The organism is Pantoea sp. Lu_F5_004 (genome assembly GCF_051136245.1).
Lineage (GTDB): Bacteria > Pseudomonadota > Gammaproteobacteria > Enterobacterales > Enterobacteriaceae > Pantoea > Pantoea agglomerans.
The window spans coordinates 338,440-361,751 of sequence record NZ_CP194947.1; the positions used below are offsets into that span (position 1 = coordinate 338,440).

At 51.5% G+C, this 23,312-nt stretch carries 26 protein-coding genes and 3 pseudogenes; 12 read left to right on the forward strand and 17 right to left on the reverse strand.

Features of this window, described 5'->3' with window-relative positions; translation table 11 throughout:
• Nucleotides 1-4 precede the first annotated feature (4 nt).
• The 4 genes from ACR8BN_RS20530 to ACR8BN_RS20545 all read left to right on the forward strand — a co-directional run bounded on the left by ACR8BN_RS20530 (nt 5) and on the right by ACR8BN_RS20545 (nt 2,987).
• Nucleotides 5-439 carry a MarR family winged helix-turn-helix transcriptional regulator gene (locus ACR8BN_RS20530; RefSeq protein WP_434747621.1) on the forward strand — a complete coding sequence of 145 codons (435 nt, stop codon included), beginning with the start codon at nt 5-7 and terminating at the stop codon, nt 437-439.
• 269 nt (nt 440-708) lie between these two features.
• On the forward strand, nt 709-1,392 hold the full coding sequence (locus tag ACR8BN_RS20535; protein WP_434747622.1) for an O-methyltransferase: 684 nt from the start codon (nt 709-711) through the stop codon (nt 1,390-1,392).
• A 331-nt stretch (nt 1,393-1,723) separates the two neighbouring features.
• Nucleotides 1,724-2,239, forward strand: a complete 516-nt coding sequence (locus ACR8BN_RS20540; RefSeq protein WP_434747623.1) for a GNAT family N-acetyltransferase — start codon at nt 1,724-1,726, stop codon at nt 2,237-2,239.
• A gap of 199 nt (nt 2,240-2,438) precedes the next feature.
• Nucleotides 2,439-2,987 carry a GNAT family N-acetyltransferase gene (locus tag ACR8BN_RS20545; protein ID WP_434747624.1) on the forward strand — a complete coding sequence of 183 codons (549 nt, stop codon included), beginning with the start codon at nt 2,439-2,441 and terminating at the stop codon, nt 2,985-2,987.
• A gap of 97 nt (nt 2,988-3,084) precedes the next feature.
• Here the strand turns inward: ACR8BN_RS20545 and ACR8BN_RS20550 are convergent, their stop codons facing one another.
• A complete protein-coding gene (locus ACR8BN_RS20550) occupies nt 3,085-3,525 on the reverse strand; it encodes a GNAT family N-acetyltransferase (RefSeq protein ID WP_143789552.1) in 441 nt (146 codons plus the stop codon).
• 152 nt (nt 3,526-3,677) lie between these two features.
• On the opposite strand from ACR8BN_RS20550, the gene ACR8BN_RS20555 reads away from it, so the two are divergent.
• Nucleotides 3,678-4,280, forward strand: a complete 603-nt coding sequence (locus ACR8BN_RS20555) for a site-specific integrase (protein WP_434747625.1) — start codon at nt 3,678-3,680, stop codon at nt 4,278-4,280.
• A gap of 522 nt (nt 4,281-4,802) precedes the next feature.
• Here the strand turns inward: ACR8BN_RS20555 and ACR8BN_RS20560 are convergent.
• Both ACR8BN_RS20560 and ACR8BN_RS20565 read right to left on the reverse strand, forming a co-directional pair.
• Nucleotides 4,803-6,061 (reverse strand): annotated as a pseudogene (locus ACR8BN_RS20560) (cation:dicarboxylate symporter family transporter).
• A 110-nt stretch (nt 6,062-6,171) separates the two neighbouring features.
• Nucleotides 6,172-6,597, reverse strand: coding sequence for a VOC family protein (locus ACR8BN_RS20565; RefSeq protein ID WP_143789558.1), 426 nt, complete (start codon nt 6,595-6,597; stop codon nt 6,172-6,174).
• 202 nt (nt 6,598-6,799) lie between these two features.
• On the opposite strand from ACR8BN_RS20565, the gene ACR8BN_RS20570 reads away from it, so the two are divergent.
• Nucleotides 6,800-7,690 (forward strand): LysR substrate-binding domain-containing protein, encoded by an 891-nt coding sequence (locus ACR8BN_RS20570; protein ID WP_143990880.1) that lies wholly within the window; start codon nt 6,800-6,802, stop codon nt 7,688-7,690.
• Nucleotides 7,691-7,711: 21 nt separating this feature from the next.
• On the opposite strand, the gene ACR8BN_RS20575 is transcribed toward ACR8BN_RS20570, so the two are convergent.
• The 7 genes from ACR8BN_RS20575 to ACR8BN_RS20605 form a co-directional block, all read right to left on the reverse strand.
• Nucleotides 7,712-8,320: a flavin reductase family protein gene (locus ACR8BN_RS20575; RefSeq protein ID WP_307746741.1), complete on the reverse strand. Its 609-nt coding sequence runs from the start codon at nt 8,318-8,320 to the stop codon at nt 7,712-7,714.
• Nucleotides 8,321-8,341: 21 nt separating this feature from the next.
• Nucleotides 8,342-8,782, reverse strand: coding sequence for an SRPBCC family protein (locus ACR8BN_RS20580; RefSeq protein ID WP_434747626.1), 441 nt, complete (start codon nt 8,780-8,782; stop codon nt 8,342-8,344).
• A 12-nt stretch (nt 8,783-8,794) separates the two neighbouring features.
• Nucleotides 8,795-9,475: an NAD-dependent dehydratase gene (locus tag ACR8BN_RS20585; RefSeq protein WP_425025361.1), complete on the reverse strand. Its 681-nt coding sequence runs from the start codon at nt 9,473-9,475 to the stop codon at nt 8,795-8,797.
• Nucleotide 9,476: 1 nt separating this feature from the next.
• Nucleotides 9,477-10,136, reverse strand: coding sequence for an SDR family oxidoreductase (locus ACR8BN_RS20590; protein ID WP_143990884.1), 660 nt, complete (start codon nt 10,134-10,136; stop codon nt 9,477-9,479).
• Between the two features lie 36 nt (nt 10,137-10,172).
• Nucleotides 10,173-10,559: a nuclear transport factor 2 family protein gene (locus ACR8BN_RS20595; protein WP_143789575.1), complete on the reverse strand. Its 387-nt coding sequence runs from the start codon at nt 10,557-10,559 to the stop codon at nt 10,173-10,175.
• A 66-nt stretch (nt 10,560-10,625) separates the two neighbouring features.
• Entirely contained in the window at nt 10,626-11,009 is a 384-nt protein-coding gene (locus ACR8BN_RS20600) for a nuclear transport factor 2 family protein (RefSeq protein ID WP_143789578.1), read from the reverse strand.
• Nucleotides 11,010-11,044: 35 nt separating this feature from the next.
• A complete protein-coding gene (locus ACR8BN_RS20605) occupies nt 11,045-11,659 on the reverse strand; it encodes a TVP38/TMEM64 family protein (protein WP_434747627.1) in 615 nt (204 codons plus the stop codon).
• 93 nt (nt 11,660-11,752) lie between these two features.
• Between ACR8BN_RS20605 and ACR8BN_RS20610 the strand changes: the two genes are divergently transcribed.
• The 5 genes and pseudogenes from ACR8BN_RS20610 to ACR8BN_RS20630 form a co-directional block, all read left to right on the forward strand.
• Nucleotides 11,753-12,400, forward strand: coding sequence for a TetR/AcrR family transcriptional regulator (locus ACR8BN_RS20610; RefSeq protein ID WP_434747628.1), 648 nt, complete (start codon nt 11,753-11,755; stop codon nt 12,398-12,400).
• Nucleotides 12,401-12,448: 48 nt separating this feature from the next.
• Nucleotides 12,449-13,030: a TetR/AcrR family transcriptional regulator gene (locus ACR8BN_RS20615; protein WP_434747629.1), complete on the forward strand. Its 582-nt coding sequence runs from the start codon at nt 12,449-12,451 to the stop codon at nt 13,028-13,030.
• Between the two features lie 53 nt (nt 13,031-13,083).
• Nucleotides 13,084-14,187 (forward strand): alkene reductase, encoded by a 1,104-nt coding sequence (locus ACR8BN_RS20620; protein ID WP_143789585.1) that lies wholly within the window; start codon nt 13,084-13,086, stop codon nt 14,185-14,187.
• A 58-nt stretch (nt 14,188-14,245) separates the two neighbouring features.
• The gene (locus tag ACR8BN_RS20625) at nt 14,246-14,989 is read left to right on the forward strand and encodes an SDR family oxidoreductase (RefSeq protein WP_434747630.1); all 744 of its coding nucleotides are present in this window, start codon (nt 14,246-14,248) and stop codon (nt 14,987-14,989) included.
• A 393-nt stretch (nt 14,990-15,382) separates the two neighbouring features.
• Nucleotides 15,383-15,520, forward strand: a pseudogene (locus ACR8BN_RS20630) (Tn3 family transposase); the annotation flags it as partial.
• A 381-nt stretch (nt 15,521-15,901) separates the two neighbouring features.
• On the opposite strand, the gene ACR8BN_RS20635 reads toward ACR8BN_RS20630, so the two are convergent.
• The 6 genes and pseudogenes from ACR8BN_RS20635 to ACR8BN_RS20660 form a co-directional block, all read right to left on the reverse strand.
• Nucleotides 15,902-16,540 (reverse strand): pentapeptide repeat-containing protein, encoded by a 639-nt coding sequence (locus ACR8BN_RS20635; RefSeq protein WP_434747631.1) that lies wholly within the window; start codon nt 16,538-16,540, stop codon nt 15,902-15,904.
• 584 nt (nt 16,541-17,124) lie between these two features.
• Nucleotides 17,125-18,072, reverse strand: coding sequence for a quinone oxidoreductase family protein (locus ACR8BN_RS20640; protein ID WP_434747632.1), 948 nt, complete (start codon nt 18,070-18,072; stop codon nt 17,125-17,127).
• 22 nt (nt 18,073-18,094) lie between these two features.
• The gene (locus ACR8BN_RS20645; RefSeq protein WP_198425093.1) at nt 18,095-18,556 is read right to left on the reverse strand and encodes a hypothetical protein; all 462 of its coding nucleotides are present in this window, start codon (nt 18,554-18,556) and stop codon (nt 18,095-18,097) included.
• The gene (locus ACR8BN_RS20650; protein ID WP_275103116.1) at nt 18,553-19,014 is read right to left on the reverse strand and encodes a MarR family winged helix-turn-helix transcriptional regulator; all 462 of its coding nucleotides are present in this window, start codon (nt 19,012-19,014) and stop codon (nt 18,553-18,555) included. The genes ACR8BN_RS20645 and ACR8BN_RS20650 overlap by 4 nt, the downstream gene beginning before the upstream one ends.
• 322 nt (nt 19,015-19,336) lie before the next feature.
• Nucleotides 19,337-19,659: pseudogene (locus tag ACR8BN_RS20655) on the reverse strand (transposase); the annotation flags it as partial.
• 235 nt (nt 19,660-19,894) lie between these two features.
• The gene (locus tag ACR8BN_RS20660; RefSeq protein WP_434747633.1) at nt 19,895-20,785 is read right to left on the reverse strand and encodes a LysR family transcriptional regulator; all 891 of its coding nucleotides are present in this window, start codon (nt 20,783-20,785) and stop codon (nt 19,895-19,897) included.
• A gap of 121 nt (nt 20,786-20,906) precedes the next feature.
• On the opposite strand from ACR8BN_RS20660, the gene ACR8BN_RS20665 reads away from it, so the two are divergent.
• Nucleotides 20,907-22,448 carry an MFS transporter gene (locus tag ACR8BN_RS20665; RefSeq protein WP_434747634.1) on the forward strand — a complete coding sequence of 514 codons (1,542 nt, stop codon included), beginning with the start codon at nt 20,907-20,909 and terminating at the stop codon, nt 22,446-22,448.
• Between the two features lie 146 nt (nt 22,449-22,594).
• Here ACR8BN_RS20665 and arsH read toward each other — a convergent pair whose 3' ends face one another.
• Nucleotides 22,595-23,293, reverse strand: coding sequence for an arsenical resistance protein ArsH (gene arsH / locus ACR8BN_RS20670; protein ID WP_031592440.1), 699 nt, complete (start codon nt 23,291-23,293; stop codon nt 22,595-22,597).
• Nucleotides 23,294-23,312: the final 19 nt, after the last annotated feature.

The following is a 23,312-nucleotide window of genomic DNA, read 5'->3' on the forward strand; positions in this document are numbered from 1 at the left end:
TAACATGCCTAATCCGGATCAAATAAGTGAATTCCGTTTTGAGCTGACAAGGCTGACAAAGCGGTTAAGGCAAATTTCGCAGAATGATCCTCAGACCTGGTCGCGAATGCTCGTAATCAGTGCGATAGACAGAATGGGAAATGATGTCACGCCTTCCGAACTTGCCAGGGCTGAAGACATTTACAGCTCAAATCTGGCTGCCCTTCTTAAACAGCTTGAAAATGAAGGGCTGGTAGAAAGACGGTCTGATCTGTCCGACCGCAGAAAAGTCAGAGTACGGTTAACAGAAAGCGGAGAAAAAGAGCTGGCGCTGAGCAGGAAAAGAAGAGATGACTGGCTGGAACAGGCGATCGTAAAGGCGTTGACAGAAAAAGAATCAGAGGCACTGTTAAACATTACGCCTTTTCTTGGACGTATTGCTGACATTACTGAGTTTTGAGCCTTCAATGAATCAGGAACCTCTCTGTATGCTAACTATGGGGGAGCAAGCCTGAGCTAACAGAAATAATGACCCCATGGCGGTAGTACTGGTTTCTTAAACAGCTCTGGCCGGTTATCGCTCATAGCGGATGTCTCCCGAGGTTAGGTCAGCTATGTGCCAGGAGCGGACGTTGCTGATTTTAATCTTCAAACAGGATCGGTATAGGCGACAGATGTAACAAATGACGATTAAACTTCCATAGAGTTTTTAAGGAGAATAAATTTCATATGCGAATTCCAGATTATCCTTCACAAGATTCTGATAAGTGGGCCCAGGTAGATGCCTGGTTTTCTGAAAAGCTCGCTCCTGAAGATGTAGATTTAAAATACGCTCTCGCCAATAACACAGAACAGGGATTGCCCACACATGATGTCTCTGCTTTACAGGGAAAAATGCTGGCGATTTTCATTCAAATGTCGCGTGCCGTCCGTGTTCTTGAAATAGGCACGCTTGGGGGGTATAGCACCTTATGGATGGCCCGGGCTCTCCCACCACATGGAAGCGTAACGACAATTGAATTCAACGAGCACCATGCAGAGGTTGCTCGCCAGAATATAAACAAAGCGGGGCTGGCTGAGCGTGTCACATTGCATAGAGGAGCGGCACTTGATGTCTTACCCACACTTGATGCTCCCTTTGACCTGATTTTTATCGATGCCGATAAAGTGAATAACCCCCACTATCTTGAATGGGCTATCAAACTGTCGAAACAAGGCACTGTTATCGTAGGAGATAACACTATGCGCGGTGGCAGTGTAATCGACTCCAGTAGTGAAGATCCGAACGTTAAAGGTCTGCGAAAATTTGTCGAAATGATTTCTGAGGATGAGCGCCTTGAAGCGACAGCAGTACAGACTGTTGGTGAAAAAGGATGGGATGGTTTCGTCATGGCTATCGTTAAAGCCCGATGATGATATTTATCATTAGGAAAAACTCACTAACCGCCAGCTTTTAGTCACAATTTCTAAATGATTATCAAAGCTGTGCTGCTCATAATGTCTATGAGTTATATCCAAAATGTCCGCTTCTCGCTCATAGCGTACATATCTGAATTGCTTAATTGAGCGTGTTAACATCTGAAAAGCGCAGGATTGACCAAGTTGTACGCTATAAGACACGATTGAAACGACGCTTCTGGTGTGTCGGCAGATTTAATCCAAGAACCGGGCTGAATTGTTAATGGCTGCAATGATACTAAACCCTACCTCAGCTGTGGCGTTTTGTTAGCTAAAAGGAGTAAACATGGAAGTAAGGGTAGAACTGTGTCCGCCAGATGAATGGGAATCCATGGTGAAAATTTTTACCGAAATGGAAGAACACTATTATGGTAAGGGCATCATTCAGGAACCACTGTTGAAGAATTACCTCCGCAATCGACTGTTCAGTCAGCTCTCCGGTACTCTGGTGCTCAGGGCTCGCTGCGACGCTCATATCGTTGGGCTGGCGTGTTGCAATATTCTCTACCCTTCTCCCCGGTACAGTGGCCAGCTGCATATCAAAGAGCTTTATGTCTCCAAGAATGAGAGAGGAAAAGGTACAGGGAAATCCATAATGCGCTTTATGGCGAAACTTGCTCTTGAACATGAGTGTCGTAGCCTCAGCTGGAATGCCGAGAAATCAAACGCCGGAGCAAACCGTTTTTATCAGTCTTTAGGGGGCACAATAAATAATGGTATTGTGAATTATTATCTTCATGGTGAACTCCTGCGTAAACTGGCTTCCGACAGTTCGGCAGAGCCTGGCAGCTGTACTGGTTAAGCTATCGCACTGATTTGGCTTGCCAGGAAGGCAGAGGAAATCTGCAGAATGTTGATGCCGTGTCCGCTCTGTGCCAGTAGCGGACGCTGAAGCCGTAATACCATCTTTGCATGATGCAACAGATGACGGTATGTGCATATTTTTCGTAAGGTAAACAAAATCTGATCGGGAATTCATCAACCACCAAGGATAATTGCCCATGCCAACTCCCACACTTACAACAGATCGGTTGCTTTTGAAACCATTAGTCGCCGAAGATGCTAAGCAGATCCAGACGCTTTATCCCCGCTGGGAAATAGTCCGCTATATGGTGGCATCGGTCCCCTGGCCTTATCCAGAGAATGGTGCAGAGAATTACGTCAATAACGTTGCTCTGCCTGACATGGCGAGAGGAATTGCATGGTTCTGGACTATCAGAAATCGTGAGATACCAGATAAAGTCATGGGCTTGATCTGTCTTTACGATGAAGAAGATAACAATCGTGGATTCTGGCTCGCACCGGAATATCAGGGTCAGGGCTATATGCGTGAGGCTAGTATTGCGGCTACAGATTACTGGTTCAATGTGTTGAATAAGCCGGTGTTACGCGCACCTAAAGCAGCCCTTAACAGCCGCTCTCAACGTATTTCGGTCACTAGCGGAATGCGGCTTATCAAAACTGTTAAGAAGGAGTATGTCAGCGGCCTTCTGGATTCTGAGCTTTGGGAAATCACCCGCGAAGAGTGGAATGCTCGAAAATTTCAATGATACCAGGAATACCACGTCCGCTTCGCTCTCATAACAGACATGCCGGTCCACTGGCTGCTGCCTGCCAAAAGCGGAGCTCTATAAGAGCTGTAGAAGGTCAACTACCACGATGCTTCTCTAATCGAATAAAAGCGTCATCTAATGTTGTCTTATTACCCCAGCCGAGTTGCATGTAGAATTTGGCCGCACGGCTGTTTTTATCTGTTTCCAGCCAGGCAACTTCGTGATGTTTGAACAACTCTTGTTCCGCAATCTTTGTAAGTCTGCGACCGATGCCTCTGCCTTCATAGGCAGGAAGGACAAAAAGACCATAAAGCGAGCCTTTCTCCCTTAAAATCATCGAAAAACCCACCACTTCATCATCATCTGTTGCAACCCATGCGCAACGACTCTCTTTGATCATATTGCTCACGGTAGTTTCGGTGATGCCCATCTCCCGCATCTCTTCACGGCTCAGATGATTTTCGGCGACTGATGTTCTGACAGTGAAAATACCTTCAACGTCAGACAATTGAGCTGGTCTTATATGTATATTCATTAGTCTTATTCTATGTATGACAAAGATAAATTTTAATCATATCCTTTACAGAATGATTGAACTTTGAGCGAAATCGCTGCTGCACATCATCTCCGCTGCTCGCTCATATTGGACGACCATAATCACATCTCCTAACCCAATGGAGATTGAGCATGACAACATTCCCATGGAACAAGGGCCGTCTTATTGGCCAGAAACGGCCTCTTCAGATCTCTCATATCTGGGGAATCCGTATCAGACTTGAGCTGGAAGGAAAAGTACGCGATTTAGCTCTGTTTAACATGGCTCTGGACAGTAAACTTCGGGGCTGTGATCTGGTTAAGCTAAAATTTTCTGATGTGGCCTATGGGCACTCTGTTTCGGGCAGAGCGACAGTGCTGCAGCAAAAAACGGGAAGCCCCGTTCAGTTTGAACTGACTAAGGGAACCAGAGAGGCTGTAGCCGCGTGGATTAATATGGCTCATCTACGTAGTAGCGACTATCTGTTCCAGTCCCGCGTCGGTTCTTCACGACATATCTCAGCCAGGCAATATAACCGTATTTTTCATGGATGGATTGATAAGCTAGGTCTCGACGAGACTCTGTACAGTACGCATTCTATGCGAAGAACCAAGCCATATCTGATCTATAAAAAAACGAAGAATCTTCGAGTGATCCAGCTACTGTTAGGTCACAAAAAACTCGAAAGTACAGTTTGTTATCTCGGTATTGAAGTGGATGATGCCCTGGAGATATCTGAGTCTATTGAAGTTTAATTTGTGAGGGCTGCAACAGCAGCCCTGTGCCAGAAGCGGACGCCAGTATCAGGAACCGACAAGGGGCATTACGGCGCTGAAAGTAAGAGGCCAAAATTTTGAGTAAGGCACACATATTTTTAGCGAAGACAGCAGAAACCGCCTTTTGAAAAACTTTCCGTTACCGGCACACTGTATGAGGGAGTTTGGACGCAGCAGCACAATTCCTGACGGCACGCGCAGCGCACATGGCAGAAATGGTGGCATGTGCCGTAAGTAACGCATTCATATAAATAAAAATTTTCCGACGCAGGATGATGTATTCCATATGCATTGCCTGCGTAAAAATGACTTCTGAATACGCTTCTTTAGGCTGTTCAGTTAAGGGTATGGCAGGATTTATGCGTCTGTAACCGGCTACGTCGGGAACACGGCGCCGTTCAGCATTGGTGTGACCCTCAGCGTCATCCGACGCCTCCATGCCGCTAAAGCGGCATTAACAGACATACTTCGCATTGTTCGTCGTCTCTGCCGATGATAGTTTCAGGGCTCATTTATTTGAGCATTAACATCAGCGACCGATTCGGTTTGCCTTTCCCATCGATTAATGACCAGCGGAGCAACAATGTTACCCAGTACGTTCAGGGTTGTGGTGCCGCTATCGATAATGCGGAATATGCCGGCTATCAGTGCGACGGCATCCAGCGGAAGCCCTGCTGAAGCCAGCGTAGCTGAAAGGATGAGAATGGCAAAACCCGGAACGCCGGCGGCACCCTTTGAGGTCAGCACCATGGTGACGACCAGAATAACTTGCTGCATCAGTGTCAGATCAATGCCGTAGAGCTGCGCGACAAATATGGTTGCAACGCCAAGAAAGATCGATGCGCCATCCAGGTTAAACGCATAGCCTACCGGTACAACAAAACTGACGATACGGCCCGGTACCCCATACCGCTCCAGCTTATACATCAGCTGAGGCATAACGGCAGCCGACGCTGCGCTTGAAAAGGCCAGTACCAGTTCCTGGCGGAAATGTTTTATCAGTCTGAATACGTTTTCACCAATCAGAGCGCAGATCCCCCCCAGCACAATCAGGGCGAACAATATCAGGCCGAGATAAACGGTACCGACAAGCTTTAGAAGGGGCAGAAGCGAGGCGAAACCGAATGTTGAGACGGTGGCACCAATCATACCGAACACGCCAACCGGCGCGTACGCCATGACAATGGAAACCACGCGGAACATACCGTCCGATACGCTTTGCAGAACGCCCAGAATCGGAGCTGTCTTTTCGCGCGGGAGTCCGTTAAGCGCAATGCCAAACAGGACTGCAAAGAACAGGACCGACAGCAGCTTGCCCTCAGAGAGCGCAACAAACAGGTTATCCGGCACGATGTTCTGCAGGATAACCAGTGCGCCGCGTGCCGGCTCCATTTTCATGTGCCCGGCACCGTGCGCCATTCCCTGTATGCTGGTGCCTTCTCCCGGCGCGATCAGGTTGGCCAGGACCAGTCCAAAAATGATGGCAATCCCCGTGACGGTAAAAAATAGCCCAGAGATTTGACACCCATTCTGCCGAAGGATTTATTGTCTCCGCTGCCGGTTATACCCAGAATCATGCAACAGAATACGATCGGTACCACGACCATCTTCATCATTTTGATAAAAATATCGCCGAGCGGCTTAAGGATTTCGTGACTGACCCACTGCTGATATTCCGGATGCGTATTGAAATACCACCCCACGACTATTCCCAGTGCAAGTCCGATAACTATCTGCCAAACCAGTGTTATTTTTTTCATGTCCAGCCCTCAGATTAAACAGCGTAGCCTCTGCCAGAAAGCAGCAGCAGGCACGCGTGATACAGTCGGGTGAAAAACAGTGAGGCGCGACCTGAAGCCGCGTCTGGGGTCTATTTAGCGAAGAGCTGGCTGATATCTTTGAACGCCTTGAATTCAAGCGCATTACCGCAGGGATCAAAGAGGAACATGGTGGCCTGTTCACCGACCTGGCCTTTAAAACGGATGTAAGGCTCAATCACAAACTGAGTGCCAAACGACCTGAGGCGTTCAGCCAGGTCCTCCCATTGATCCCACTGCAATACGATACCGAAGTGCGGCACTGGTACGTCGTGGCCGTCAACGGGATTTGAATGGACGCTTTCCTGAGATGCGGTTTTGGGGTGTTCATGGATCACCAGCTGATGACCATAGAAATCAAAATCCACCCATTGTTCGCTGGAGCGGCCTTCACTTAGTCCGAACACCTCACCGTAAAAATGGCGCGTGGCTTTAAGGTCATAAACAGGAATTGCCAGGTGGAAAGGAGAAAGGCTCATTTGATGCATCCTCACAGGGGAGACGCTGCTGTCGGGCAGCTTAACGTCTGATTTAAGTTGAGCAATGCCGCGTGCTGAACCAGATAAGTGTCTGGTGTGACATTAACATTACCGTCACAAAGGAGATTATAAATAAATTTATTTGATTAAAATCAATATATATCTTTATATATTACAAATTATATTTGAGTGTGGGTGAGCTTTGATTCGTGAACTGAAAACGTTTCTGATAGTTGCCAGGGAAGGGACCTTTGCGGCGGCAGGCAATAAAATCGGCCTGACTCAGGCCGCGGTCAGTGCCCAGATGCAGCGACTTGAGGCAGACCTGAACTACCCGCTGTTCGACCGTTCGGGGAGAAATGCACGCCTGAACCAGAACGGGCTTCAGCTTGTTGTTCAGGCGCAGGAGCTGATGACCCTCTATGACGGGCTGGGGGAGAGACTGCCCCGGAAGGTGCCGGGTAAAACCGTCACGATTGGCGCAATTGCCTCCGTACAGCGTACCCTGCTTCCGGATGCGCTGACGCTGTTCAGTAAGCAGAGTTCCGGCTGCCGTATCCGGGTTGTTCCGGGTTTATCAATGGATTTAATCAATCTCGTCGATGCCGGTGAGATTGATATGGCCGCCGTACTGAAACCCCCTTTCCCGTTACCGCAGGCCCTGCAGTGGAGCGCCCTGGCACACGAGCCGTTTCATCTTATTGTGCCTAAAACCGTGACCGGTGACGATATAGCCGGTCTGCTGACCGGACAGCCTTTTATCCGATACGACCGTTCGTCATTCGGCGGACGCCTGGTAGACCGTTTTCTGAGAGAAATGAAATTTGCCGTCACTGAAATCTGTGAGGTGGACGAGCTGGAGGCTATTCTTAAGCTGGTGAGCAACGGCGTGGGTGTCGCCCTGCTGCCCCGCATCGCTGCCTGGCAGCGCTGGCCATCCTCTGTCAGGGCGATTAGTCTGGGTGAGAAGGTGTTTTATCGGGATGTCGGACTGATCCATCGCCCGCTCGAACATCTGGAAGATGATGTCAGGCGCATTTCAGAACTGATCATCATGCTGGCGGGGCGCAGCCGCCGCCAGCTGCCGGCCTGACTTCAGTTACCCACCTGTTGATTATTTCTCCGATGCTCCGGGCGTTTCCGCTGGCGCATCCGCGATCTCAATGGCGTCACCGGTAGTGTAGAAATGGCCGCCGGCAATATAATGCAGGCTGCGCTGGTCTGCCGGCAGATGCTCAAACTGCCAGTGCCCGTCCCGGAAGAAACGGCTGTCTGCCCACGCGGATTTTATCTCCCCGATAAACAAATCGTAGGTCTGCTGATTATGCTCTTCGGGGATGAGTTCACAGTAAAGCCAGGCGGCACACCCTGATACCAGGGGGACGTCAGTACCGGGCAGGCTGAACAGGGATACGCCCGATCGGGTGAGCTTATCTTTCTCACTGAACAGAGAGTGCGAACCGAGGTGATAAACCAGCGACGCCTGAGACGCCAGCGGTACCTGGATCACAAAGGATCGGCTCTGCTCAATCAGCCTGCGGGTGAAGGCTCCCTTGTCCAGCACCACGGTAAGCCTTGCGGGCTCAAATTCCAGACCGCATACCCACGATGCCGCCATAACGTTTTCAGTGCCGTCGTGCCGGGCAGAGACCAGCGTCGCCGGACCGTGATTGATAAGCCTGTAAGCTTTTGCAAGGTCTACCGCTTTCATAAACTGATTCATACCTGCTGCTCCGCTGAGATTTTAACGGTTTTCAAGGAAGCCGGCCAGGCTGTGGTGTCCGGACTCGATCAGATTACTGACCACGGCCGCCAACTCCTGCGCATTATCATGGGCACGGACCTCAAAACTGGCCTGCCAGGCAATAACCGTTACGTTCTGCCCGGTCAGGGGAATGAGGCTGACGGTTGCGACATAGTTATTGACCGGCAGCGGCGATTCAATAAAGCGATAGGAAAAAGACTGACGGTCTTCATCAGCCATCAGCAGCTGCTCGCGAAGAATTTCACCGTTTTCAAGCACCAGCCTGCGCCGGCAGCCCGGCAGCCCCTCCGGCTGATTATCCTCAATTTCACTGCTGAGGATCGACGGATGCCATTCACTGATGCGGCCAAACTGACGGAGGGTCTGCCAGACGCGGTCTGCGTCAGCATTTAGAGTAGCGTTGAATTTAACAACGGGCATAAGGGTTTCCTGTTAAATAATGTTGGTCATTTCGGCTGCGGGTATGATGCTGATGCCAGCCTGTGGCTGCAGGATCGCCTGCATAAGACGGGCGGCGATTTCCGCTGCGGGGTTGAGATGCCAGCGCCGCGGCAGAAGCGGTGCGAACGCCGTGAGAGTGATCTTCAGCGCCATTTCGCCCGGTCGCGCTTCCTTTCTCGCCCCGCCTATCACGCCGGGCCTGACGAAAGTCAGCGAGCGGAATCCCTCCTGCATCAGCGCATGCTCAAGCTCACCTTTAACGCGGTGATAGAAAAACCGCGAATCCGGATTTGCGCCGGCAGCCGAGGTCAGGGCAAAAGCAGTCGCGCCCCGGTCCCGCGCCAGGCGGGCAAATGCCAGCGGATAGTCATAGTCAACCAGCCTGAAGGCATCCCGGCTTCCGGCTTTTTTGAGCGTCGTGCCGAGTGCACAGATCACCGCGTCTGCGACCCACTCCTGCCCGGATGCGCTGGCATCCTGACTGATTAGCGGATTGATAAGCTTTGCTGTGCCGCTGGCGGACTGCAGCGACAGTGGCTTTCGCGTGGGCGCAATAATCGCGTTAATGGCGGGGCTGACCAGCGCCTGCCTTAGAACATGGCTGCCAACCAGGCCGGTTGCACCGAGCAGCAGCAGCCGGATCCCGGTCGTCTGCGTGGAAGGATTAGCCACGTTAATGGCCCGCCATCTTCTGTACAGCTTCGCGTACAGGATCTTCTCCTGCAGTCAGCTCAATAATGACGCGACTGACACCGGGGTGCTCAATAATTTCTGCCAGCGTGGCCGCCACGTCATCACGCGAGACATCACCGTAGGGAATGGCAAGTCCTGCACGGACCAGGCCGGTGCCGGGATCATCACGCAACGTACCGGGCCGTAAAATCACCCAGTCCAGATCGCTTTGCGCCAGCGCGACGTCGGCCATTTTTTTGACCCGCATGTAGTTTTCGAACGTGTCAGAAACAGGCTGTCCTCTGGAAGCTTCCGGAAACGCGGAAACAAGAAGAAAGCGGGATACCCCGGCCTGCAGAGCAGCATCTACGGCCGTTTTAAGCCCCTCACCGTCTACTGCATTCGTCATTTCCGGACCGCCTTTACCGCCGGCTCCGGCGGTAAACACGACTATGTCACTCCCTTTCAGATGAGCCGCCAGCGCTGCCGCATTAAGCTCAGTCAGGCTGCCCCTGACAGGCTCCGCACCCGATTGTCGTAATAACGTCTCCTGCACCGGTTTACGGAACAGGGCACGCACAGCAAATCCTCTGTCTGTCAGTATCTGGCTCAGGCGCCGACCAACCTGACCTGCGCCACCAATAATGAAAACCTGGCTCATAATTCGCTCCTTACTGTGTCTCAGGCGTCCGTTACTTCAGCCTTCAAACTGGTGATAGACTTTAGCGATCACCTGCCAGCGCCCGTCTATCTTAATCAGGGTCAGATAGTCGTTGTAATTTGCGCCAATGGCGTCATTTTCCATATCAACCCGCACGACAGCGGTGGTCGGCGTGATGGCCAGCACATCCAGCCGGGTCACGATATCCGGCGCACTGCCATTTTCACGTACGAAGGCGTACAGATTTTCAACCGGCCCCCCCAGCAGGCTGCCGTTGGTAAAGCCGTACATCACCGCATCTTTATGAAAAGCTTCGGACACCGTTTCCGCATTGCCGGTACGCAGTCCTTCAACATATCGGCCTGCCGTTTCCGTAACGGCCTGGTAATCCGCCGTGGGTACCGCTTTGATATTTTTACTCATTTTCGTTTCCTTTTTTACGCAGCGCGCAGGATTGCAGGCTGTCGTGGTCAGTTAACCGGACGGCTGTCAGGGAGCAACGTGGGTGTGGTAAATCTTGCTGACCACGATCCAGCGGCCGTTTACCTTCAGAAGGTTGAAAAAGTCGGTAAAACGAAAGCCCGAAATGTCATCGGTATCGATGCGGGCACTGGCGGCCGTTCCGACAATATCTACACGTACAATGGCGGCCTTCGCTTCGGGTGAAGGACGGAAGGCGGTGTCGATGGTGTCAAACAGTCCCTGAATCGGACCTCCGCTGAGATTGCCGTCGCCGTCAACGCCAAAAATAGTGGCCTGTTCACTGAAAGCGGGTTTCATCAGCTCACTCTTCGCCTGCTTACCCCCCTCGTTGTACTGGTTCAGTACGTTCACAATAGCGTTGTAGTCCTGCAAGTAAGTCGCGTCACTCATCACTTTTTCTCCTTTTAAATAAACCGGGCATCCTTTCAGATCCCCATCTTTTTTCTGATGCTTCGCTGAAGCAGATAGAGGAGCACCAGGCCCACTGCGGCGGCAGCCAGGCCGGGTAACATCATGGTGTCCTGCATAAATTCCATGGGGGAGAAATCCCCCCGCGTCAGCGTCCTCACGTCTGACACTGAAGCACCTGCGCCGGCATAAATAAATGTGCCCGGTATCAGGCCCGGCACCGTTGCGGCCAGGTATTTTTTTAACGACATACCGCTCGCGCCCAGGCCATAGTTCAGCGGCGCAAACGGCACGACTGAACTCAGGCGAAGCAGCAGCACCAGAACGATTCCGTTGTGCTGCGACAGGGTAAGTGCCCGGTTCAGGTAGTGGCTACGGGCAGCCGCTCGCGAGGCCAGCGGAAAGAGCCGGCTTCTGGCCAGTCCGAAAGCGATCAGTGACGACGTCAATCCAGCCAGCAGGGCTATCAGCGTTCCACCCGTTACGCCAAATAACCATCCCGACAGTGCAGTCAGCAGAGAAGCCGGGAAGAAAAGCAGCGAACCTGCGACAAAAACCGCATAAAAAAACCCGATGCCGATCCCGCCGGTATTCTGAAGGTAAAGGCTCAGTGTTGAGATAAAGTCTGCCACGGTGCCACCTTTATTCTGTAGTGATCACTATTTAATGTTATTTATTGTATAGTGATCGCTATGTAATGTGTCAAGCAAATGATTGAGACCCGTATGAAAAACCATGAACGTCCTGAAGCCTTGGAAAAGCCTAAAGGCCGGCCGCGAAGCTTTGACCGTGATAAGGCGCTGCTGAAGGCGCTGGACCTTTTCTGGCGCAAAGGCTTTGAGCCGGCATCGGTTGCTGAGCTTTGCGCTGCGATGGAGATTAACCCGCCCAGCCTCTATTCGGCCTTCGGCAACAAGGCCAGCCTGTTTCTGGAAGCCGTGAATTACTATGAGCAGGTTTACTGGCAGGCAACCTGGGCGCGGCTTGAAGAGGCACAGGACATCGTGAAGGCCATTGACCGATTCTTCAGCGAAGCAGCCGATATCCTGCTTTCCCCCTCAGTACCCTGTGGCTGCATGGTGGTACTTGCAGCGATCAACGTCTCCGCTGAGTCGGCTGATGTGGTCAGGGCGGTCAGCCTTCTCAGGCAGGAGGGAAAAGACCTGTTTGAAAAACGATTATCCAGAGCGGTGAAGGAAAAGCAGCTGCCCGTGGAAACCAATACCGCCGCGCTGGCTACCGTTCTGAACACCCTGCTGGAGGGGATGTCGATCGAGGCGAAAGACGGCGCCACGCCTCAGAGCCTGAAAATGATCGGCCAGCATGCCGTCAGGCTGCTGCAGCCACTCAGCAACAGATCGCACAAAATGTGACAGGCATTACTAGACGACCGGTCAGTTTTTAAATAGAGTAGTCGCACTATGAAAAAACAAACGACAGATACGCGTCAGCACATCATTGATGTGGCACGGGCGATTATTACCCACAAGGGCTACAGTGCCGTCGGGCTTTCCGAGATAGTCCAGGCTGCCGGTATTCCCAAAGGCTCGTTTTACTACTACTTCAAATCCAAGGAAGAGTTCGCAGAAGCGCTGCTGGCGCACTACTTCAGCCACTATCTGCAGGAGGCAGACAACCAGCTGAGCGGTGCCGGAACGGCGAGAGAGAGGCTGCTGCGCTACTTCGCCTTCTGGAAGACGACCCAGGGCGCAGACCTGCCGGAAAGCAAATGCCTGGTGGTCAAGCTCGGCGCGGAAGTCTGCGATCAGTACGACAGCATGCGACAGGTGCTGGCGACCGGCACCCAGGAAATCGTACAAAAAATCGCGGGCTGTATCCGGCTGGGTCAGGAAGACGGTTCGCTGGCTGCGGTGAGCAACGCCGGTGAGCTGGCTGAAGAACTTTATCAGCTCTGGCTGGGCGCCTCCCTGATGGCAAAAATCCACGACCCGGACAACGCCTTCGGCAACGCAATGAAGGCACCAACACGGCTGCTTGGGTAGCCGTGTTTTTTTACTCATTAACTAGACGACCGGTCAACTATTAAGAGGTTTACATGACTGACAACAGTATCCGTACCGATTTATTTTCCCCCGTCGCGATGGGCAGCCTTGAGCTGACTAACCGCATTGTGATGGCACCCGTTACCCGCAGCCGTTACGGTGAGGATGGCGTACCTGATGAACTGCATGCGACCTACTATGCGCAGCGCGCTGGTGCCGGCCTGATTATTTCAGAAGCCACGAACATCTCGGCTCAGGGCCGCGGTTATGCCGCCACGCCGGGCATCTGGAATGAAGAGCAGGTCGCCGGCTGGAAAAAAGTAACGGACGCGGTCCACGCTCAGGGCGGAAAAATCGTCTGCCAGCTGTGGCACGTTGGCCGCTTTTCAAGCACAGAGCTGCAGCCTGACGGTGCAAGTCCGGTTGCGCCATCCGCTATTAAAGCCGAAGGCCAGACCTACACCGTGAACGGTTTTGTGCCGGTATCCACCCCGCGCGCGCTCGAAACTGAAGAAATCCCCGGCATTATCGAACAGTACAGACTCGCAGCAGAGAACGCCCTGCGGGCTGGATTTGACGGCGTAGAGGTGCACTCTGCCAACAGCTACCTGCTCGATCAGTTCCTGCGGGACTCCACCAATCACCGTACCGACAGCTACGGCGGCTCCATCGAAAACCGGGCCCGCCTGACGCTGGAAGTGACAGAGGCCATCGTTAACATCTGGGGTAGTGACAGAGTCGGTATCCGCCTGTCACCGGTCACGCCTGACGCCGGGAATACCCCACCGGACAGCAACGTGATGGCGATGTATGGCTACCTCATCCAGCAGCTTAACCGCTTTAATCTGGCCTACCTGCACTTTGTCGAAGGCGCGACGGCCACCTCGCGGGACGTGCCTGCCGATGTGGATATGGATGCGCTGAGCGCGCAGTTCACCGGTCCGTTTATCGGCAACAATAATTACGACCTTGAGATGGCCATCAGCCGCCGGAACGCGGGAATTATTGATGCCGTTGCCTTCGGCCGCCTGTTCATTTCCAACCCGGACCTGGTGAAGCGCCTGCGTTACGGTGCCGAACTGACCATTGCGCCGAAAGAAGCGTATTACGGCGGCGGGGCTAAGGGCTATACCGACTGGCCGGAAGGAAAATACTGATAGTAAAAACCGGCGGAACGACTTCCGCCGCCTGTACCTGATAAAGAAGGATAAGAAAATGAATCACCTGCAGAACAAAACGGCTGTCATTACCGGCGCGTCATCGGGCATTGGCGCTGCAACGGCACTGGAGCTGGCGCGTCACGGCGTGAATATCGTTGCGGCCGCACTGGACCAGGACGGCCTCGACAGGGTAATAGAGAGCATTAAATCAGAGGGCGGTCATGCAGCTGGCCTGGTAACCGACGTAACACGGCCGGAAGATACTCAGGCACTGGTGAAATACGCCACGGAAGCTTTCGGTCCGGTTGAGATCCTTATCAACAACGCCGGCCTGATGCTTTTCTCAAGCTGGAGCGACGTAGTCTGGGATGACTGGAATAAAATGGTCGACGTCAACATTAAGGGATATCTGAACGCGATTGCCGCTGTCCTTCCGGGAATGCTGGAGAGAAAAGATGGCCAGATACTTAATATGGCCTCCGTGGCGGGCCATCAGGTTGATGCAGGCGCGGGCGTTTACAGCGCCACTAAATTTTTTGTTCATGCGATGACGGAATCGATGCGCAAGGATCTGGGTGTGAATAAGGGCATTCGCGTGAACACCATCAGTCCTGGCGTCATAAATACCGGCTGGGCCGATAAGGTCAGCGATCCTGAAGGCCGCAAGATCGCTCAGGAACTGACTAAAATTGCTATCAGCCCGCAGGATGTGGCCAGTGCTGTGGTGTATGCGCTTAATCAGCCTAAAAATGTGACGGTTAATGACCTGATTATTTCGCCCACCCGGCAGAACTGGTAAGACACAGATGGCAGCCTCCCGGCTGCCATCCTTATCGGGTATGGGGATCACCGTTACAACGGCAAGCTCAGCCAGTCAGCAGATTAAGCATTTCTTCTGAACTTAGCGCCTACGGGATAAGAATCAGCCTCTCCTCCCCCGTCTCCTCATTCCAATCTGGCTGACATTTGAAAGTGCGCAAGTTCTTACCGATGTATCGAATCCCCCTTCCAGGCTCGCGGGCAGCAACTGACCTGCCGCGGCTATCAGCTCATGAACGGAAAGACTGCCTATGCCGCTACCCAAAATTTCAAGGCCTGAGCTGCGAAGCGAGGCGGCAGAGACGTTAATGGTTTTCCCGGTCACAGAACCCCACTGCACGAACCACAGACGTAGTTATCCAGGCCGTGAAACGCAATCTGTTACGGCCAGCGAGGTGAGATCAGAAAGCGCTACCGTGTGAGGCAAGAAGATCAATTAGAGGCTCTGCGCCTGGTAACCGGTTCTGTTGTGCTCCTTCTGGGCAATTCGCTTAATATAAAAGCGGCTGTGCGCATTACTGAGGCTGGCACAGGTTCATCAGGACGAGCAGGAACGCGAAGATAAAAGAGAACGCAGCAAAACATGCCCAAACGTCGCGCTCAGACAGAGGGGCCACGTATAAAACTCGTTCAAGAAAAACGCGACAACAACCGTTCACAGATACCAACAGGTGACAGTCCCTTGCAGCGACGCAGAAAACACGCAGAGAAGAAATCTCAGTGCTCACTGAAATCATGCCTTCTAATCCAGCTGACTGCTGTATTTAATTTTGATGGCTAGCCAATGCCACATTTAAATACTGAAAAATATGCATGCCTGTTATATTTCACTGTTTACAGAACATACATTTAAACAATGTAACATTTAAAGGATATTCTATCATTATGAAAACTAACTGATAGTTATTCCTAAGGCTACCATTAACTCTGTAATTTGCTCAATATCCATCTGTGTACCTTCGAGATTGGTGCGACGAACATCAAGATCACCCAGGATAGCTCCTCGTAGATCACAATTCGTAATATCCCCTGAACGCCAATTAAAATTTGTGAAATCCCCGCCTGACAAGTCGGAACCACTAAAATTTGCGCCCATAACAAGAGTACCATTCCAACAGTTTTCCCAAAGTTCACATTTTTCAAGTGTGACCCCAGTGAAGTTAGCCCGAGTGAAATTATTCTTAATAAGGTATGCTGAACAAAAGAAGAAGCGATGGCTAATTGCTTTCATAAATTTAGCATTCCGAAAATCAGTGCCTATTACGCAAAATTCCCGAATTTCAATACCGAATAAGTCAGCGCTAATAAATATACACATCGTCAAATCACACTTCAAAAAGCTGGCGTTTTTAAGTATAGCACCTGTAAAGTTGCAGCCCGAGTCACCTTCTGAAAAGAAAAAAATACAATTTACAAAATGGGTATCTCTGAGGTTTAGCCCGGAAAAATCACAATCGAAAAAACTGACATTTTCAAATTCCATCCCAGTAAAAAAATCGGAAGTAAAGGTGCGGTTCTTATATATATTCATAAAATTAATGCCCTCTATTTAATTAAAATCCAACTCTTGCATGATACCATGTAAATAGAAAAAGCATCCAGGATCAACGTAAGCATTATAATGTGATAAAATCATTCATCTTTAGTATGTAAATAAGACGTAATAACCGAGCGGCTTGAGAATTTCGTGACGGACCCAATGCTGATATTCAGGATACGTATTGAAATATCATCTCACCATGCCCCCAGTAAAAGGCCGATAACTATCTGCCAAACCGGTGTTATTTTTTCATGACCAGCCCTCAGATTAAACAGGGCGACCTCTACCAGAAAGCGGCAGAAGTCACGCGAGATACATTCGGGTGAAAATCCAGGTGGCACGACTTGAAGCCGTGCTCAGAGTATTATTTTGATAAAACTGACTGATATCCTTGAATGCCTTAAATTCTTAATGACCTGATTATCTCGCCAACCCTACAGAACAGGTAAGCGGCAGCCAGCAGGCTGCCATCTGAATCTGGTATAACTTATCTGCTTTCTGCCACTCTGTCTCAGGGCACAGAAGAAGCGGCATGATCAGTCAGTAAACAAAAGCGCTAACTCTGTTCTGAGCGCTTACGGGATAAGAATCAGCCGGTCGTCGCCGGTATCCTCATTCCACATTCTGCCCACGTCAGAAAGCGCGCAGGTCCGCACCGGCGTATTGAATCCCCCCTGAGGAAGTGCATTCAGCAGCTCGCCAGCCCCATTAACCAGCGCCTGAACCGAAAGACTGCCTATGCCGCTACCCAGTATCTCAAGGCCGGAACTCCGAAGCGAAGCCGCAGAAAGGGCGATTGATTCTCCTGCCGCGGAACCCAGCTGAATATATCGCAGCCGCGGCTCTCCCAGTCGCGAACCGCGATTTGCCGTGGCCTGCGAGATTATTCTGCTTGCTGGCTCCCCCCAGAGGTAATCCAGAACCACATCGACCCCACCGGAGAAAACCTGCTTCAGTGCTTCATCTGCAAATTCATCCAGCACGATTTTTTCCACACCTGCCGGCAGCTTGTCCAGCTTTTGCCGGTCACGCCCCGTTGCAATGATCCGGCCTGCGCCAAGCCACGCGGCTATCTGAACGGCCAGCCCGCCCGCTGAGCCGGTGGCACCATTAATCAGTACCGATTCACCACGCTGAAAACCGGCTCTCAGCGTCAGGGCAACCCAGGATGAAAGCCCTGCGGTTACGACCGCAGCAGCCCGTGCATCGCCCACACTTTCCGCAACCGGAACGACTGATCGTGTCGATACCAGAACCTTATCGGCCATAGAACCGAATGGCGATTTGGGAAAAAGGAAGTAAACCTGTTTACCGTCCGGATCAATGCCCACGCCATCAATTCCCGGGATAAAGTTCGCCTCTGCGGTACCCGAGTAGTGCCTGCCTGCCGCGAGGCTTTTCACAATAGGACTCAGGGGTGCGGCCAGCACACGAATCACAACCTCACCTTCACCGGCAACCGGTTCAGAAAAGTAGCCATATGACGGTGGTGCATCAAAACGGGTCACAACAGCAGCACGCATAGTTAATCCTTACGAGGCAACATTATTGCTCATTGATGCCCGGTTTACGGGCGCGATTGAGGCGGCTCAGCTGAAGGCCGTCACGAATATTTAACCCGATCAGCGTCAGGTTCAGCGCCCCTGCAATCAGCTCAAGCACCTGAACGCTGTAAAAAGCGCCGTCAAACTGACCTGCCCTGGCACGAATCCACAGGAAAAGGGCTGATGGCACCAGTACGAACAGACCGTTTATGCCGATGACAGGCGTGCGGCGGCGTTTCCGCTTAATCAGCGGATGATTGACCCTGGCACCCATCGAAAAGCCGGTAGCCGCTGTCAGCCCCATCAGCGGTACAAACGCAAGAAGGGCATAAGCAATTAACTGCTTCACTTCGGCGACTGCTATAGCCGACAGAAAAAGTTCGGTGATGATTGTCGAGGTCCAGAACGTTGCCAGAAACAACGCTGACAACATGGAAGCGGTAGCATGAATCCTGCGTTTCATAGGCACTGCTCCGCCAGAGACTTTTCGTGAGTCTCAATGAGACTTTTCAGAACATGCTCCGCCGTTTCCAGTTCGGCTGCGCTGAACTGTCCCGCCATTTCGGTTGCCTGATGCTGCCATCGTGCATTAACGCTGTCATATATTGACTGACCTGATTCGGTCAGCGCATAAAGCGGCGATCGCTTGTGCATTGGATTGGGCTGCGTTTCCATCAGTCCGGACTCAACCAGTGTATTGAGCTGCTTCTGCGCACCCTGCCGTGTAACACCCATAGTCAATGCAATCTGAGGCGCGGTAACTGGCCGTTGTGCCAGTGCAACTGCACCCAGCATTCGCCAGCGTGTGCTGGTAAGCCCGTCAGGCAGGACAAATCTGTCACCCCACTCTGTCAGGGCGCCATTAAGCCGGAATACGTTTAGAATAACCTGCGTCAGTTGATCCGCTTTTGAATATGCCATAACCCCTCCTGTTGTGGTAACAGGTTTGCATTATGGTAACTAGTTGTCAAATAACATTGTTTGAAATTCAGACATTCTTATTTTACGTTTAGATATCTCAGAACTTTTTTTACGTAAGCTACTGCGATGTAGGCTTTTTATTCAGCACAGACATGTCTTTCATACGGATAACTGAAACTCCGGGTTTTGCTCATATCAAGCTCAGCACAATCTTTCAGAGTGATGAATGAGTATTGTGATATCACTACCGGACTCAGGTATGTGTAATAGAGCAGCAATAATCATCGCAGAATGCAGTTTTCGTTTTCAGTACGCCATAACATCAGTGCACCAGTTTTCTCATCAGGGCACCGATGGTCACCATTTTCGGCTTGTCACGCAGACATAACTCATCGTAGAGATTGCACATCCATTTATTGTGAATTTTTCCGCATAAGGCTGACATGTAAAGCTTTGCTCTTAATTGAGGCGGACCGATTTTAGACATACGGGGCGGCTGCGTACCGACGTGCGTGAACGCTTTTCGACAGGCACCGTACCCAGAAAAGCTGCAGCCTGCTCAGCTGACTCAAAGTTATGGCTGCGGAGCACAACAAGCATATGCATTCCCAGCGGAGGACCTACAGAGTCAATTGATGTCAGCAGATGTTAATCCTGCTTCAGTCCAGGCCTGAATGCGCGCGTTGATCTGCCGCAGAACTGAAAGCCAGGCAGGGGCCATAAAAGGCTTCCGATAGCTTTCAGTGAATATGTCCGCTCCTCGCTCTTAGCGGACATCTGACTGTTACCAGCCCCTTTTTTTCAGGAGCGGACGTTCATGATTTTGAGATAAGCATAAAAGTGCATACGATTTCAGAAAGCATTAACTGCCTGGTACCGATTACAGAGACAGGCCGGACTCACCAATAAAATCGACAAAGCAGCGTATTCTCGGTGAGAGATACCGGCTGGCTGGCCAGAGTGCCGAGAAAACCCCCTGCCTGGTACAGCTACCTGGCAATACCTCTTTCAGTTGCCCCGTGTCCAAAGATTCGCGAACGACAAAACCGGGCACATAGCAAATCCCCATACCTGACAGGCTCAGGCGAACAGAAGCCTCTATATTATTTACGGTCAGAACAGAGGCTGTCCTCAAGTCAGCACCCGGGCACATACCGCGCAGTTCCCAGGGCTGGAGCAGCCCCGTTGAGGGAAAACGAAAAGAAATGCACCTGTGCATCGTTAAATCCGCTGGCGAGCCGGGTACGCCATACTCATTCAAATAGGCAGGGCTGGCGCAGAGCACAAAACGAAAATCTCCAACCTTTTTAGATTTCAGTCGGGAGTCCGTTAGTTCACCGCTTCGTATGGCCACATCAAATCCTTCATCAATGATGTTTACCAGCCGGTCGCTGAAATCGAGATCGAGTTCTACATGAGGATAACGGCAGGAAAAGTCCGGCAGAAGAGGAAGGATCAACCTGTAGCCAATGGCAGGAAGTGAAACCCTGAGCTTCCCGGCAGGCTGCGCTAAGCTGCTCGTCAGTTCTGACTCCGCCTCCTGTAATTGCTCAAGGATATGCTGGCACCGGATTAATAAAGCAGCCCCTTCCGCTGTCAGACTCACGTTTCTGGTGCTGCGATTTAAGAGACGTACGCCCAGTTTATGCTCAAGTCTGGCGACATTCTTCCCGACTGCTGAGGCAGAAATCCCAAGCAACCTTGCGGCCTGTACAAAACTCAGCGTCTCCGCTGTCCGGACAAACGAAGTAAGAGAGGTCAGACTGTCCATTGATTATAAACTTAATGTCCGTTAAGAAGAGATTTTCAGTGTATTTATTCACTCTGATGTCTGCAATAACATTGCTGAAGTTTGTTAACCCATCCGCTTTTCGGAAACATAAGGTCACCCAATGGCAACTTCAGCCAGAACACCCAGTCCATATGCCAGGAATATGGCAGCCTTTTCTGTCTATCTGGCGGCTGTATTGCTGCCGTTAAGCTTTACCGGTGGTGTAATCTCCACGCCGGCAATACAACAGGCTCTTGGCGGCTCGCCTGCCGCGCTGTCGTGGCTGACGAATGGATTTATGCTGACTTTCGGCAGTTTTTTGTTGTCAGCCGGTGTTGCTGCGGATGTTACTGGCAGAAAGCGCATTTTTACCGCAGGCTCAGCCCTGTTTTGCCTGAGCAGCGTTATGATCTGCCTGACACAGGATATCTTTATGGCTGGGTTGTTCAGGTCACTGCAGGGTCTTGCGGCGGCCTTGATATTGGCCAGCGGCAGCGCTGCACTGGCCCGTCTTTATGAAGGTACGGACAGGACACGGGCCTTCAGCATACTTGGCACTATGTTTGGCGTGGGCCTGGCGTTCGGCCCTGTGTTGATGGGTTTCATTACGGATGCTTTGGGCTGGAGATGGTTGTATGCCATGTTAGCTCTGCTTTCAGGCATTGTAATTTTGACCGGTGCTGCGTTTCTGCCAGCATCAGAGGAGAGCGGACATCAGAAACCAGACGGCACAGGATTAATCATGTTTACTGCAGCCCTGATGTTATTTACATCAGCGGTGATGCTTATACCTGCCTTTGGGTTTTTATCGTTTCCCACACTCGCCCTTTTCATTTCCGCCATGCTGCTTTTCAGCGGGTTTGTAGTGCGTTGCCGGGGGGTTGAAAATCCTGTTCTGGATATCTCTCTGCTGCTGCGCCCGCGCTTTGCCGGCGTTCTGCTACTGCCGATAGCAACATGCTATTGCTATGTTGTGCTGCTGATTATTATTCCGCTGCATTTTATGGGCGGTGACGGGATGAGTGAGTCCCGGAGCGCTTTTTATCTTATGGCGCTGACGTCTCCAATGCTGGTTTTCCCGTCCATTGCCGCACTGCTGACACGGTGGTTTTCTCCGGGAACCGTTTCAGCTGCGGGACTTATTATTGCATCAGTCGGGCTGCTTTTCCTCGGATACGCACTACCGGGTAACAGCAGTAATTTTCTTGTGCTTTCACTGATTATAACGGGTACCGGCGCTGCGCTTCCATGGGGACTGATGGATGGTCTGGCACTTTCAGCTGTATCTGTGGAGAAAGCGGGCATGGCCGCAGGCCTCTTTAATACCGTTCGCGTTGCCGGTGAAGGGATCGCTCTGGCGATGGCGTCAGCATTTTTAACAGAAATGAATGATTTGAATCTGAAAAACACCGTTCACGGGTATGCGCCAGAGGTCATTCACCAGGCTGCTGCATGGCTGGGTGGCGGCAGTACTGAGCAGGCCGCTGCGATGTTACCCGGTATTTCACGATTATTGCTTCAGGACAGTTATGACACTGCGTATACGTTTCTTTTTAGAGTTCTGGCTGCTGTCACGCTGATTTGCGCGCTAATGGTCTGGATCACGCTGGGTCGGCAGAGGCAAGGCTGTGCTGCAGGCAATTCGCTGACCAGAGATGAGTGAAAAATCCTGATCGAATAAGGTCGTAAGCGTTCATTTCATCACGTCCGCTTTTCGCTCATAACGGGTATTATCCGATGTCAGACCGCTCTATTCCAGGAGCGGACGTTGTTGAGTTCACAGAGCATGAATTCATGAAAACAGGAACGTCATATTTTGTCTTGATTAACGCGGGATGAAAGCTCCTCATGGCTCTCTTTTCGTTCACTGTAGCGATCGGCAAGGTAACCGGTCTGTCCCTTGAGTATGAGGGTGATTTTAAACAACTCTTCGGCGACATCGACGATACGATCATACCAGGACGAGGGTTTCATTCTCCCGTTCTCATCAAATTCCTGCCATGCTTTGGCCACGGAAGACTGGTTGGGGATCGTAAACATCCGCATCCAGCGTCCCAGAATTCGCATCTGGTTCACGGCGTTGAAAGATTGCGAACCGCCGCATACCTGCATGACCGCCAGAGTTTTTCCCTGGGATGGGCGAACGGCCCCTTCGCTTAAGGGAATCCAGTCGATTTGTGCCTTCATCACGGCACTCATTGCCCCATGCCGCTCCGGGGAACTCCACACCATCCCGTCACACCACCTGACCAACCCGCGCAACTCGGTGACTTTTGGGTGCGTATCCGGGGCGTCGTCCGGCAGGGGTAAACCTGAAGGGTTAAACAGTCTGACTTCCGCTCCCATCGCCTCCAGCAGGCGACCTGCTTCCTCTGCTGTAAAACGACTGTAAGAACGCTCTCTTACCGAGCCATACAGAATCAGAATGCGTGGCGGCTCATGGAGCTGCAGACGTTCAGCAATATGCTGATCGAAGCAATCAGCGTTCAGGGCAGGAAAGTGCTCCATTTTTTCTCCTTCGGGTGGC